Below are 14,233 nucleotides of genomic sequence, written 5' to 3'. Positions count from 1 at the left end.
CAATATTGTTGTGCTGTGGCCACTCGCTCGCCTCCGGCGAATGACTTTTATTTAGTCGCCTCCGGCGACGCGGTGTTCGCCGGAGGCGAACAAATATTTCTCACTCGCCGGAGGCGAGCGAGTGGTCCCTGAGTAAATGTTTTTTTCCCTTTTCCAGGATTTCCAGAATGCCTTCATTACGGATGATGATCATACCATGCCGGTCATCTGTAATACCGTTCTCGATGCGGTAGGTATATTCAGGCATTGATCCGTTCATCCTGGTGGGCAGGAAGAGGAAGCCGATATTGTTCAGCTGTTTCAATTCTTCACCTGCCTCGATGATATGGGAAGAAATGATGAACAGGCTGTTCTTTTTCTTTGAGAAGCTGAGAGATACAGCCACTGAAGCTTCGTGGGCGTCCTTGACATTGGTGCCGCGAAACAGTTCATCAAAGACCACAAACATAGACCTGCCCTTACCAAGTTCGGCAGCCACCTGCTTCACCCGCAATACTTCCGCATAGAAATGGCTGGCGCCAATGCCCAGGTTATCCGGCAGATTGATGGTAGTATAGATACCATCCATAACCGAAAATTCCATTTTTTTGGCAGCTACCGGAAAGCCCATATGAGCCAGGAACATTGCTACGCTTACCGAGCGCAGGAAAGTGGACTTACCCGCCATATTGGCCCCGGTCAGGAAAATAAAGTTTCGGTTGTTGCTGAGCGTAAGTTCATTTGCTACCGGTGCTTCCAGTTCAGGATGATATACTCCTTCCAGCAATAAGGTAGCAGGTTCCTTTTCCAGCGCTTTGGGAAAAATGAAATGCTTCTCATTGGCAATAGCGGCAACAGACAGCAATACATCGAGATAATAAATATGCGTCATCAACCTGTTCACTTTTGCCTGTTCACGTACCCGGAATAGTACATCATAAGCCGCTACTGCCGCATAAGACAACTTTGTTCGAAGGATCTCTTTGTGTACAGGGTCAAACACTGAATCAGAAAGGATCATGGCTATACTTTCCCTTTCCTGCCTGTAGGCTTCAACTTGCTTTACGGTTTCAGATTCTATGAATGCGCGGCACAACTGCATCATTTCAATGATGCCCGCAACACCGTTGGCAATCTCCTTTTCGCTGAGTACTGCCTTATCGTTTCCCTGCATCCGGGTTTCACCGGCGCTGCGCAGGTATTTTTCAGCCATATCGAAAATGGAGGCACTGAAAGGGAAAGGGGTTTTGTTCCCTGCGAAATGCCGGATGATGCTGCTGCGGGCATTGATCAGCTCCTGGTCAGACAATGGCGCCCTGAACATCTCCTTCAGCAGGGATTCCCCTCCCCTTGTATGCACCTTGTTGTAAAGATCAAATACACCACTACCGTTGCGCTTTCCAAAAATGCGCAGGTCTTCTATCGTTTGGTCATCTGTTTGCAAGTACATGATTATTTTCTTTTTCTTCTTACCAATAAGACAGCGGCGAACAACATAACAATTGCCGGTAATACATACATATACACAATCCCCAGCACTTTCGCTGTTGTTCCTGTAATGGTCAGTAATCTATCCGGGGGAAGATCACCGGGAAGATAAATGGGAAAATGTCCATAAGTAGTCCAGCTATATAGGTAACTTCCATATTTCAGCACCTGCAGGAATTCGGAATTCCTTATACAATCAGCATCGGCAGACACGATGATCCGCTGATCTTTCTTTCCCAGGAATCGCTGCAGGGCGATCATGGTGGAAAAATTATTTTCAGCATGCTCATGATGATGATCTTCCAAACTGTCTTTCACCTGTGCAGGGACCTTTTCTTTTGCTGAAAGAGGCAGTTTTCGCAGGTCTCCTTCTGTCGGATTGAAAACTACTTCGCCTGAATCTCTTACCAGCACTCCTTTTTTCAACCAGTTATTCTTCCTTGTGGTGAACAATGTGGTTACAGTAAAATCGCTGCTGTTTTCCAAAAACTCAAAAGCGGTGGAGGTGATCATTCCCAATGCAATATCTGCCTTCATTTTTTTGAAATGCGGGCTGGCGGGGTTTGCCCGCAGTCCCATATATGCTTCTGTTCCCGGGGCAACAATTACATCAGGCCCCCGGGAACTGGTGCTGCTTACAAGAACGCCGTCTGCCAGTTTCAGGCCCAACTGACGCAATACAGGGTTCACAATATGTTGCTTACCAGGTTCACCCAAAATAAACATATTACCGCCCTTGCTGATATAGTTCCTGATCTTTTCCCGGCAAACATCACTTAGCATTGATTTCGGGTCGGCCAGCACCAGCAAAGTGGTATTGGCAGGAACATCATTGTTATCGAGGTTAATTGTATCTACATTAAACCCGTTGTTTACCAGAGACTGGAGTCTGAACTTGCTGGCGGTAACGTTACCATATTCCCTTTCACCATATTTTAGAATGCTTCGTTCATAGTTCCCCGTTATAAAATAAGCATGTGGCACCATATGCGGGTACAGCAGCTTTTTGAAAACGGCAGCCACCTGGGGTTCTCCTGGCCAAACAGGTGAACCGAATTCTGTCCGGAGAAACTCTGATCGCCCTTTGTAAGTCACCTGCATAACGAGATGCAGATTTTCCGGGCGCAGGTCTATTTTCTTCCGGATCTCAGCCGGCTTCTGATAGATACTGAGGTCCCATTCATTGTGTTCTGCTTTCTTGCGGGCCATGTAATCAACGGGCTTTCCTTTTAGGTAATAGCTGGCCTGCGGCCCCATAACAGAGCTATCATAATCGTAATAATATTCGTATTTGAAATGAATGCCAGGTTTGAAACGCAGGTACCGGTCCCAGAATTGATGGATATACTCATATCTTTTTTCAGGCAGGGCTGCAAAGGCAGTCTTACCCAGGAGATTGATGTATAAGGTTACTTCAACAGGGTCGTCGCCCAAGGCTTTGAATATTTCCTGTGTTTTGGGATGGATGGTATTCACTTTCTGTTGCGTGGTATCCCAATACAGGGTCATAACGGGCCTGGAGCTGATATATCCTGCTATCAGCGCCAGGCAAAGCACTCCTGCATACCTGCCTGCTCTGATCCACCAGGGTTTCCTATCCGTGGTCCCTTTGAGCCTGAGTGCAGTGAATGCGAGGAACATGCCAATCAATACCAGGAAATAGATCACATCTTTACTGGTGATCAAACCGGCCAGCATTTTTTCCGTTCGCCCGGAGAGGAAAAGGAAATAGGTGAGATCTCTTACAAAATCATATTGCTGCCAGAGCTTGCCGATAACAGTCAGCAGCAGGATCACCACAAAAGTTCCCAGTGCGGCCACCACCTGGTAAGTACTGAGGCTGCTCATAAAGATACCGATGGCCGCATAGGTACAGATCAACAGGTAAAAGCCGAGCGCTGCCGAAATCAACATGCCGGTGTCTGCAGCTTTCACCTGGAGAGCAGCAGACAGGAAGAAAATACCTGCCACAGCTACCAGCAGCAGGTTATAGATCATCATGGCCAGGTATTTTCCCATGACGATCTGACGAGTTTTGATAGGTGAGGAATACAACAATTTGATAGTCCCATTCTGCACTTCCCTTCCAATCAGCCCCATTGTGAGTAAAGGAATGATGAGGTACAGATTTTGGCGTATATGTGAAAATAAGCCGTCTTCTTTGGCGAACAGGAACCTGGTTACACTATATTCTCCCAGGCCTTTTGCATGGGGGAAATTTTTGAGCGCAATATCTTCCCAGTTGGCGCGGAAATACAAGGGCGTTGCATAGAAATAAGCACACAACACCATAAAGGCGATCAGCAGGAACCAGGCTACCGGCGAATAGAACAGGTTGCGTAACTCTGCTTTCGCCACTTGAAATACCATCCTCATTGATGATGATTTATACTGTTTACAGATTGAATTTCTATTTTCTCTTTCGTCTGACCAGGATAAGCACTCCTGCAACAAGCATCAGCGCAGGCAGTACCCATACATAGATCACCTTCATCCATTTTACTGTTCCGGAAGAAATAAGCAACAGGTTATCTGCAGGATCAGGTCTTGTTAAATACAGCGGATATTCATTGTTTGTCATCCATGACAGCACCGATCTTTTGATCATCAGGCCATTCCGCATGATCACATTGCTTACAAAATCGGCATCGCCAAACACAACGGCATGCTGTTGTTTGCTGCCCACCTGCCTTGTTAACTGCAATGCAGTGGGGAAAGCTCCCTTCATATCACCCTCCTTCGGATTGTACACCACGGCTGCAGAATCTACCACCAGTTTTCCTTTCTTCAGCCAGGTGCCGGATTCCCTGGTCAGCAGCAGCGGCCTTTTTACAAACCCACTGCTATCAGTAAACGAAAGTGCTGCCACTCCCGGCATCAACATCTTTGTAGTGTCTTTGTCGTACACTCTCATCATCTTACTTTTTATGGTCTGCAGTGCGGGCTCCCCTGCCAGATCAGCACTGGCTACAGTATAATAGGGGTTCACCTTATCCGGCATTTCGTGGTAAGTTGGCTCCACCAGTATACCGTCCATCATTTCCACACCCAGTGGCTTCAACAGGGGATTCAGCACATTTTGTTTGCCAGGTTCGCCCATGAAAATGATATTGCCGCCTTTGTTGATGTAATCGGTAACTTTTTGTTGCGCCAATGCACTGAACTCCCTTTTTGGATCTGCAATCACCAATGCGGTAAGGTCCGTTGGGATCTCCTGTGATTCCAGTGAAATGGTATCAAAATTGAAACCGAGATTAATAGGGCCATTCTTTTCGAACTTTGCTAGGGTAACCTTGGTATAATCCCTGTCAGCCGTTTTATACAAGCCTCTTTCCAGGTTGCCGGAAGTATACAGTATGGTGGGAATTGTTTCCGGCTTTACCAGGCGCTTCAAGGTTGCAACTACATTGGCCTCTTCCGGATAAGCCCTTGGAGCGCCTTTCGGAAAAGCACCTGATTCGTATGTGCGCAAAAAAGCAGTACGCCCTTTGTATTTGAGCCGCATCACCAACCTGTATCCTTCCGAAGCAAGATTCACAGTATCTTTGATGGCAGCCAGCGGAATAAAATCATTAAAATCCAACTGCATTCCCTTTGCTATTTCCCTGGCAATTTCTTCATTGCTCTTTCCGGGGAAGGCCATGGCCAGTTTCCTGCTGTCCATCCATGGTTCATAATGATAGTAATTGACAAACCTGAAATAGATGTCAGGTTTGAATCGCTGGTACTGCTCCCACAGCTCCGTCAGGTAAACATTCCGTGCTTCAGGAATACCATAATTGCTCCCTTTTCCCAGCAGGTTGGTATACAAGGTAATTTCCAGCGGACCATCTTCCATTTCCCGGATAATGGACTGTGTAACCGGATGTATGGTATTGGCGTTAGTAGCAGTGGCATCGACATACCCGGTTGTTTGAGGACGGGAAAAAAGATAACCGGCAGCTAACACAACTATCACTATGATGGATATCCGAAAAATAGTTATATACCAGGGTTTCGATTCCCGCTGCCTTTTTAGTTGCACCAGTGTAAATCCGAGGAACATACAAACCACCAGTACGAAATAAATCAGGTCTTTACTGGCAATAAGTCCTTTCAACATCCGGGCAGTATGTCCGGGCAGGTGCAGGAACCAGGTAAGATCCCTTACAAATTCAACATGCTGCCAGAGTTTATCAACCCGGCTTAGCACAAAAATGACAATGAAAGTACTCACAGCCGCCAGTATCTGGTAGTTGGTTAAACTACTCATAAAAAGACCGATGGAAGTATAGGCACAGATCAACAGGTAAAACGCCAATGCGCCGGACAGTATGAAACCATAATCGGCCGACCTCACACTCAATCCGAAACTGAGCAGGAAAATGCCCAGGATCATCAGCAATACAAAATTGTATACCATGATGGCCAGGAATTTTCCGGCCACCACCTGCCTGAGTTTCACTGGAGAAGAAAAGAGCAGTTTAATGGTGTTGGCATGCACTTCCCGGCCAATCAATCCCATGGTGAGCAATGGTACAAACAGGTAGATATTGTTCAACACTGCCGCATAAGCGCTATTGGGGATCGAAAAGAAAAGCATGGTAAGCGGTATCTGCCCCCAGTCCTTGAAATCCGGGTTTTCTGCCTTCATCACTTCCTGGTTGTGTACAATCGTATACAGCACTTCCACAAACAGGTACCCGCACTGCACCGTAAACACAAGGGCCAGGAACCAGGCCACAGGAGAATAGAATAGGTTTCGCAACTCAGACTTTGCGATTTGAGCGACCATCCTCATTGATAGTTATTTAGACTTGTTAGAAGGGAAAATTTATGGTTTCAGCACCAATAGTATCTATTGGGCAGATTGAGCAGAGAGTTGTTTGAAGGTATCATCGAGTAAAGTTTTGTCTGCGCTGATTTCCATCAGCCTCCAGTGGTTCTTCATACTGGCTTCCACAATACTTTCGTTGATGTTATGTCCGGCCTCATAATAAATCCTTACCTGCCGGTTGGAAAGCAGCTCAGTTTTGGTAACCCCCTTGATGGCCAGCAGGGCAGATTCGGGTGGCATGTTCTCCAGGGTTACCAGCATACTGTTGGGTTGCAGGTAATTATCGAAGGCGTCCATGCTATCTGCAAATACCATCCTGCCGGATTCAATCATTATCACATCCCTGCAAAGCAGGCGGATCTCTGAAAGGATATGAGAAGAAAGCAAAACTGCATGATCCTGCGCCACTTCCCTGATGAGCTTTCTTGCTTCGATCAGTTGATTGGGGTCGAGGCCATTGGTAGGCTCATCCAAAACCACCAGTTTGGGTTTGTGGATCACTGCCTGGGCTATGCCTACGCGCTGTTTGTAACCTCCTGAAAGATTTTTGATCAGCCTGCTGCTGAAATGCCCTATTCCTGTTTTTTCTTTCACTTCTTCCACAGCTGCCTTGATACGGGATTTTTCCATAGCCCTCAGGTGGGCGGTGTAATGCAGGTATTCATCGATCGTAAAATCCATGTACAATGGCGGCATTTGCGGTAGAAAGCCGATATGCTTCTTTGCTTCTTCCGGCTGCTCCCTGATGTCAAAACCATTGATCAGTACTTTACCTTCTGTTTGGCTCAGCACGCCACAGATAATATTCATGGTAGTGGATTTACCCGCTCCATTAGAGCCAAGCAGCCCAACAATACCGTTTTGATGGATCTCTATATTCAGATCGCGTACAGCCCAGTTGCTGCTATAGCGGTGCGATAAATGTTCGATCTTAAGGATTGTACTCATAATATTGCTCTTGAAATGATTTAATAATTGCCCATGAGAACAACCCTGGGTGCAGTAGATCCGGTGTTCCCTATTCCTCCATAAATGATCATGGTAAGGTTCTTAAAGCGGTAATAATTGATGAAGGAAGTGCTTTGCCTGGCGTCCCTGGCATCAAGAACCCCGGTGGTTACCAACTCACCGGAATTTGCCTCCCTTATTTCAAAATCATACCTGGTGCCGTTTAAAGGAACCGGATAGCTGATAAAGTCCGATACTGATTTATATTCCAGGGAAGCCACCTCACTTCCGTTGCTATTCCCTGCCAGGTTTACGCTGGCAGACAAGCCTGGCACCAGGTTTACGATCCTGATCCTGGTTACACTGTCTGTTCCGGTATGCAACGGAAAGTTGTCACGGACAAAAAGCGTATCGGGATCATCCACTGTTCCTGTGAGAAAGAGGCTGCTGATGGTATTCACGGGAAGGCTCAAACGAAGGTCCAGCAGCGGCAAACTGTGAGCAAGCGTATCCGGGTAATTGAAGAATTTGATCCGCTGATCACCGCTGTATGAATTGAATTGCGGACTGGTTCTTATGTTTACCGGATTGAGACTGCCGGCATTCCCGTACAAGACGGAAAGCGAATTCTTGTACCATTGTATGGGCGAGGTTTCGCTCAGGTCTGAAGACAGCCTGGTTGTTCCAACAACTCCGTTGAATACATTCAGCGAAGCAACACCCGGCACATCAAAGCTTTTGGTACAGCCCGCGGCCAGTAAAACACTGATCATCAAAAAAAGTATCAGTCGCTTACTGCTCAGGTAACAGCCGGGTAATAATGGTTGTTTGTTCTTCATAACTAAATAGTTTTTAGAAATAACCTGGGTTTGGAGTGAGGTTTGGATTGGTTTGAAGCTCGTCCTGAGGTATGGGATAGAGCAACTGGTAATCTCCTTCCCAGGGTTGTTTGATGGGGTACTGCGACAAAACGGATACAGCTTTTCCGGTGCGCTTCAGATCGAACCAGCGATGCGCCCATTCCAGGAAAAGTTCCACTCTTCTTTCCTTTTCGATCGCATCCAGCACCTCAGGTTGCGTAAGGGTATTAGGGAGGAGGTTCAGGCCGGCCCTGTACCTGATGGCATTCAGGTCGTCAATGGCATCACTCAGCGCTGCGGCTCCATGGGCGGCAGCCTCAGACCTGATAAGATATTGCTCTGCCAATCGCAACACCATGTAGAATTCTGTAGGGGCGCCTCCCACTGTTCTGTTGCGCGGTCCTGTTTTGTATTTGTGGGCATAATACAAAGTGGTTCCTGCTGTGTTGGCCGTAGAAATGCCCACCCAGTCCCTGAACCGCTTGTCGCCCGGCTCAAATGCATTTACCAGATATTCGGGTAAATAATAGCGGACCAGGTCAATGGATGAATTTACGGGACTACCATTTGGAATCAGCGTATATCCTTCAGCGGTAGCATTGCCAACCTGGCTGGCGGCGGTATTTTGTTTCAACTGAAAGATTGCTTCCCTGCTGGTTTTGAGGAAAGTGTTAGCAGGTTCAGGCTCCAGGATGAATTTTCCGGTATTGGCAATAACAGCGCTTGACTGGCTGAATGCCTTATCGTATTCACCGGTGTAGAGGTAGATCCGGGCCAGCATTGCAGTAGCAGCCCATTTATCAGGATATACCCTTTCACCTGCATTACTGGTATTTACCGTTGGCAGGCTGGCCTGCGCGGCCAGCAGGTCTTCAATCATTTGTTTGTATAGCTCCGCCAGGGGCGCTCTCTTATACAAGCGGGTTTGATTGAAGTCTACCGTGCGTACATTGGGCACCTCGCCAAAGAAATTCACGAGATAGAAATACGAGAAAGCCCTGATGAATCTGGCTTCTGCCGTCAGCTTTTTTCTAATCCCTTCAGACAAGCCGGAAGACGTGGAGGCTGCAATACCTTCAATCACCGCATTGGCTCCGTAAATGGTAGTATAGGCAGAGGTCCACAATGCCGGAGAAATGGAGTTATCGAACAAGATCTTGTTGGTATTGAAATTGAATTGAACATTGGAAAGCAGGGCATCTGCTGTATTCAACTCGTCAGCTGAAAATCCGCCAATGATGGAAGCCAAACCACCACTGAATTCTGCAAAAGCAGCTCCTTTGCCGCTCTCACCATTGATCATTTTTGAATAAACGCCGGCCATCGCGGTTTTGGCTTGTTCATCTGTTTTGAACATTTCAGCAGTTGGTATGGAATCGATCGGAGGTTCTATTTCAACCAGCTTTTCGCAGGAGGGAAAGATGGCCGCGCCTGCAATCAATAGTATGATGAAAGTTAGATTACGCATGAAGTGGATTTAGAAGTTTGCATTGATACCTACAGTGATTGTTCTGGCCGGAGGCATGGCGCTGAAATTTTGTATTTCCGGATCAACCCCTTCGTATTTCGTGATGGAAAAGAGATTGCGTGTATTGATATTGAATGAACAATTCTTCATACCAATCTTCCTTGCAAGGGTTTCCGGCAACTGGTAACTGAAAGCAACATTCGAAAATCGAAGGAAAGAGGCATCGCCATAAAACAGGGTGGACACTCCTTTTTGAAAATTCTGGGCAGTTCCCGTAGTCAGCCTGCCATACCTGGCATTGTCGCCGGGATTCCGCCAGCGGTTGTTGAAGATCTCTACCGGGATATTACCAAAACGGCCCGGCCCGCTCACACTCGAAAAAGCATTCCTTCCTTTCTGGATCACATAGTCGAAACCGAGGAACAGCGACAGGGACTTGTACGTAAAGCTTTGCGAAATGCCCCCCTGAACAACAGGCATGATATCAACAGCTACCTGTTTATCGCTCGGATAGGTCAGAGGAGGCAGTACAGATGTATGATTGATAACTCCATCCTTATTGTAATCTTCATATTGGTAAGCGCCTGTCATGGGATCTACACCCAGGTAGTTGAGTAGGTAGCGGGTAGAGAGTGTTTGCCCTACGAGATACATGGAGTAATGGGGCGTTCTTTCAATCTGTGGATATTCCAGCAGCCTGTTCTTATTGAATCCTGCATTGACAGATCCGCTCCAGTTAAAATCTTTTTTCTGTATAAACACAGCCCGGAGATTCAATTCCCAACCGGCATTTTGCACCAGGGCATTCCAGTTGCCAAACACGGTAGGGAAGCCGGTAAAGACCGGTGTAGGGTTGTTCACCAACTGGTTGCCCACTCTTCTCCTGTAATAATTCAGCTCCAACTGCAATTTTCCCCAACCGGCGAAATTCAATTGCATACCGGCATTCAATTCCTTTGTCAACTGCCATTGGTAATCCTGGTTGACGGCATGAATGCTTTTCATGGGAACCACCTCATCATATAGAGCCAATTGTCCTCTGGACCAGTTGGATAAATATTGGTAATCCCCTCCGCCATCCGTTCCGGCAGTACCGATATTGGCATTGAACTTGAGGAATTTGACAACAGGCGATAATGCGTTCTTCACCCAGGTTTCATCCGAGGCCACCCAGGCCACACCAACGGAACCGAAGTTCCCGAACCGGCTTCCGGGGCCAAACCTGGAAGATCCGTCTCTTCTCCAGATCCCATTCACGACATATTTATTATCCCAGATATATTCGATCCTCGCCATGATGCCTGCATATTTATAAGGCGAACGATAATAATCAGTCAGTACTATTGGGGCATTGGCCAATGAGCGCAGCAATGCATCACTGGTAAATCCCAATGCCCGGCTGGATGTGCTTTCCGACATATCTGAACGGATGGTAGCGCCTGCTGTTACTGATAAATTGCCTTTGGCCAGCAAGCGTGTGTCGTAAACTATTTGCGGTTCCAGGGCCCAACCCCTGGTTTCACTCTTGGTGAGCGAAGAAGAGCCGGAAGGGTTGGATCCGGGGTTTTGTGAGCTGATTGGGATCAGGTTCCATCCGGTGTTATTGGAAGTCCGGTACGTAATATTGGTAAGCAGGTTTAATCCATTGGCCAACTGATAAGAGAGCTTAAGACCGGCAAGCAATGAACTGGTACGGCTTTCAAAATTCCTGAGCATGGCTCCAAAACCATCCAGCACAGATTCAAACCCGGTTCCTCCCCAATCCTTGTAATTCAGATTGCCGGATGAGTCGAAAATCGGCGGGGCATTGGGAGGTAAATTTGCAACGCCGGGAGCGTTCACCATATCGAGAAAAGAATTGGTATAATTCACTGTAAGGGCTGTATTGAATTTCCGGTTCTCACTCTTACGGTCAAGCGCTATGTTCACGCCCATGGTTTCGCTTTTCCCGGACACCCGTGTTATATTGCCTGACCGGGAATAATTGGCTGAAATGTTATGTGTAAACAGCGGTGTTCCCCCGGAATAACTGACCGTTGCATTCAAGGTGGCAGCCGTGCGGCCAAAAAACTCACGCTGCCAGTCTGTGTACCTTGTGGTATCCCAAAGCGTCAATTCAGGGGCGTTGATGACGGACGGAACAAGCCCATCATTTCGCAACGCTTCACGGCGCATTTCGAGGTATTGCGGAGTATTGAGCAGATCGTAATACTTCAATACCTTCGATATGCCGGAGTTTACATTAACATTTAAATTGGGAGCCCCCGCCTTTCCCCTCTTGGTGGTGATCAGTATTACTCCATTTGCTCCCAATGAACCGTAGATCGCTGTTGCACCGATATCTTTCAAAATTTCAATACTTTCTATGTCCCTCGGATTTAGTCCGAATAACATGCTCTGACTGCCTGCGGGACTCATCAGGGCCATAAGCCCCTGTACCGGTCCATCGCCAAAGGCGACCCCTTTGTTGGACCCTACGTTCAGCGGAATGCCATCAATTACAACCAGTGGATTAGCGCTGGCGTCTGATAACAATCCGCGGCCCCTGATATTGATCACAACCGGGCTTCCCTCCTGTGTTGCGTAAGGTGTTAATACCATGCCAGGCACTTTACCCTGCAATGCCAGGAGCGGGTCCATTACTGGTTGCCGGGCAATTTCATCTCCCCCTACTTTTGCAACAGAAGAAGTACTCAGCCTTTTGGTGGTTTTGCTGTAGCCTTGTGCTACCACTTCATCCAGTTCATCGCTGGCATCGTCGAGTACTATATGCAGTGGCTTACCCGGAGAAGCCACGGACAATTCCATTGTTTTGTATCCGATAAAACTCACCCGCACCACATTCCCTGATCTCGTACCCTGCAGTTTGAACTTCCCATACGAATCAGTGGTGGTACCCTTAGATGAACCCTTTAATAAAACGCTGGCATTGAATAAAGGCTCCCCTCTTCGATTGTATACGTTACCGGAGATGATGAAATCTTCCTCCTCAGCCAGCCTGTTTGCACCCGCATCAGTATCAACATTTGTTTTTTCGGAGATCACTACTGTTTGGCCCACCATTGAATAGATGAGTTTCGGTTGCAGGGAAAAACATTGTTCAAGCGCATCTGCAAATGGAACGCCCTTGAGGTTGAGCGTTACCCTTTCAGCTTTTTTCAAGGTGGGCTCGTCCACGAAAAAAGAATACCCGGTTTGTTTTTTGAAGATCTTGAGAACCGATTCGAGCTTTGCCTCTCTCACCGAAATGGTCACCATCTGCGCCTTACCCTGCAAGCCCGCCATCAGGCAGCCTACAACCAAAATGAAAGCAGTCCGTAGCATAATAAATGTTGCGGTTAAAAAATGAATTGAAAATTGTTTTGGCAATAGGATTCCAGCCGGCACTGTATTAGGCCGTGGTCTGTAACTGGTGAGTAAGGTTTATGATTATGGATGTACGATGATCGTTTTGTTTTCCACCGTAAAACGAAGCTTTGTTTTGCCAAGTATCTGGAATACCTGGTCCAGCCGGGCGCTGCGCGGGATCTCTCCTACAAATTTCAGATCGGGAATATTACCGCGATACTCCACGTTTACATCATACCAGCGAGACAACTGACGCATCACCGTCTGCAGATCAGTATGATCAAAATAGAAGAAACCATCCTTCCAGGCCAGTACTTCTTCGGCATTGACCTGATCAGTCATTTTAAAAGTTCCATTGGGTTGAAGATGCGCCTGTTGCCCTGGCAATAACAGGTATTGCTCCCTGTTCTTTTTCAGTTTTATACTTCCTTCCAGCAGCGTGGTTTTCACCTGCGGTTCATTTTCATAAGCGTTCACATTGAAATGTGTGCCCAACACTACAATATCCAAATTCCGGGCAATATCCGAAGGTGTTTCAACACTAACGGTAAAGGGTAACCTTTTTCCATTCTCTGTCTTGTACTTCATTACTTCAAAATATACTTCACCTGTTATCTTTACATTTCTTTCCAGGGAATTGAACACCGTAGGAAAGGTAATGGAGCTTCCTGCATTCAACCAAACATCCGTTCCATCAGGCAACCGGAACTGGTATTGCCTGCCCCTTGGCGTGGTAATGGTATTGTAGACTGTTGCCGCCTGCTGGTTTTTCTTAGGCTCGTAGGAAAGTTCCCTGTTCTTCAAAACAAGATCAGCACCCAGTTGCCGGGCAATCAGGCCATCAGCAAGACTATCGAGCCGGATGGCAGACCCATCGGCCAGGGTTAGTATGGCGCCATCACTTCCGGGAGGGATATTGACGATTGAAGCAATAGTCTGTTGTTCTTCTTTTCCATTTTTATCATCTGCAATGAATAGCCAGGTCCCTGCGATAACCAACAACAATACTGATGCTGCCGCCCAAATCCAACGTTTTGATCTTTTCCCCGAATACATTTCCACCATGGCAGCAGGTTTACGATCAGCCTGCAAAGCAGCAGTCAGTAAAGGCAACAGGGTTTGGTCAAATGGCAATTGCAAATCCGGATCTCCCGTCAATTCCATGAAGGCTTGCGTGAGTAATTCCCGCTGACCGGAATCTTTCAGAACCTGATGGAATTCTTGTTGTTCCGTTTCAGACAATTTGTTATTGAGGAATGCCCTCACGAGCATATGTATATCGGTGTTTTGCATGTACTGGTAATTAATAGATCAGAGGAGAAGGAA

General features: G+C 47.1%; 8 protein-coding genes. All 8 read right to left on the bottom strand.

What is annotated here, in order from left to right; genetic code table 11:
- Nucleotides 1-100: 100 nt before the first annotated feature.
- Nucleotides 101-1,429: a MutS-related protein gene (locus D9Y29_RS08650; RefSeq protein WP_127127068.1), complete on the bottom strand. Its 1,329-nt coding sequence runs from the start codon at nt 1,427-1,429 to the stop codon at nt 101-103.
- Nucleotides 1,430-1,431: 2 nt separating this feature from the next.
- Entirely contained in the window at nt 1,432-3,843 is a 2,412-nt protein-coding gene (locus tag D9Y29_RS08645; RefSeq protein ID WP_127127066.1) for a Gldg family protein, read from the bottom strand.
- 34 nt (nt 3,844-3,877) lie between these two features.
- Complete coding sequence (locus tag D9Y29_RS08640; protein WP_164735318.1) at nt 3,878-6,241, bottom strand: Gldg family protein; 2,364 nt, start codon at nt 6,239-6,241, stop codon at nt 3,878-3,880.
- Nucleotides 6,242-6,304: 63 nt separating this feature from the next.
- Nucleotides 6,305-7,231 (bottom strand): ABC transporter ATP-binding protein, encoded by a 927-nt coding sequence (locus tag D9Y29_RS08635; RefSeq protein ID WP_206513745.1) that lies wholly within the window; start codon nt 7,229-7,231, stop codon nt 6,305-6,307.
- A 20-nt stretch (nt 7,232-7,251) separates the two neighbouring features.
- Nucleotides 7,252-8,070, bottom strand: a complete 819-nt coding sequence (locus tag D9Y29_RS08630) for a hypothetical protein (protein ID WP_127127060.1) — start codon at nt 8,068-8,070, stop codon at nt 7,252-7,254.
- 13 nt (nt 8,071-8,083) lie between these two features.
- Nucleotides 8,084-9,559: a RagB/SusD family nutrient uptake outer membrane protein gene (locus D9Y29_RS08625; protein WP_127127058.1), complete on the bottom strand. Its 1,476-nt coding sequence runs from the start codon at nt 9,557-9,559 to the stop codon at nt 8,084-8,086.
- 9 nt (nt 9,560-9,568) lie between these two features.
- Entirely contained in the window at nt 9,569-12,883 is a 3,315-nt protein-coding gene (locus D9Y29_RS08620) for a SusC/RagA family TonB-linked outer membrane protein (protein ID WP_127127056.1), read from the bottom strand.
- A 105-nt stretch (nt 12,884-12,988) separates the two neighbouring features.
- Nucleotides 12,989-14,200 carry a FecR family protein gene (locus tag D9Y29_RS08615; RefSeq protein WP_127127054.1) on the bottom strand — a complete coding sequence of 404 codons (1,212 nt, stop codon included), beginning with the start codon at nt 14,198-14,200 and terminating at the stop codon, nt 12,989-12,991.
- Nucleotides 14,201-14,233 lie beyond the last annotated feature (33 nt).

Origin of the sequence: Pseudoflavitalea rhizosphaerae (assembly GCF_003991355.1) — a bacterium.
In the GTDB taxonomy this organism is placed as follows: Bacteria; Bacteroidota; Bacteroidia; order Chitinophagales; family Chitinophagaceae; genus Pseudobacter; species Pseudobacter rhizosphaerae.
Note: the sequence above shows the minus strand (reverse complement) of the source record. Positions and strands in the feature narration are given on the sequence as shown.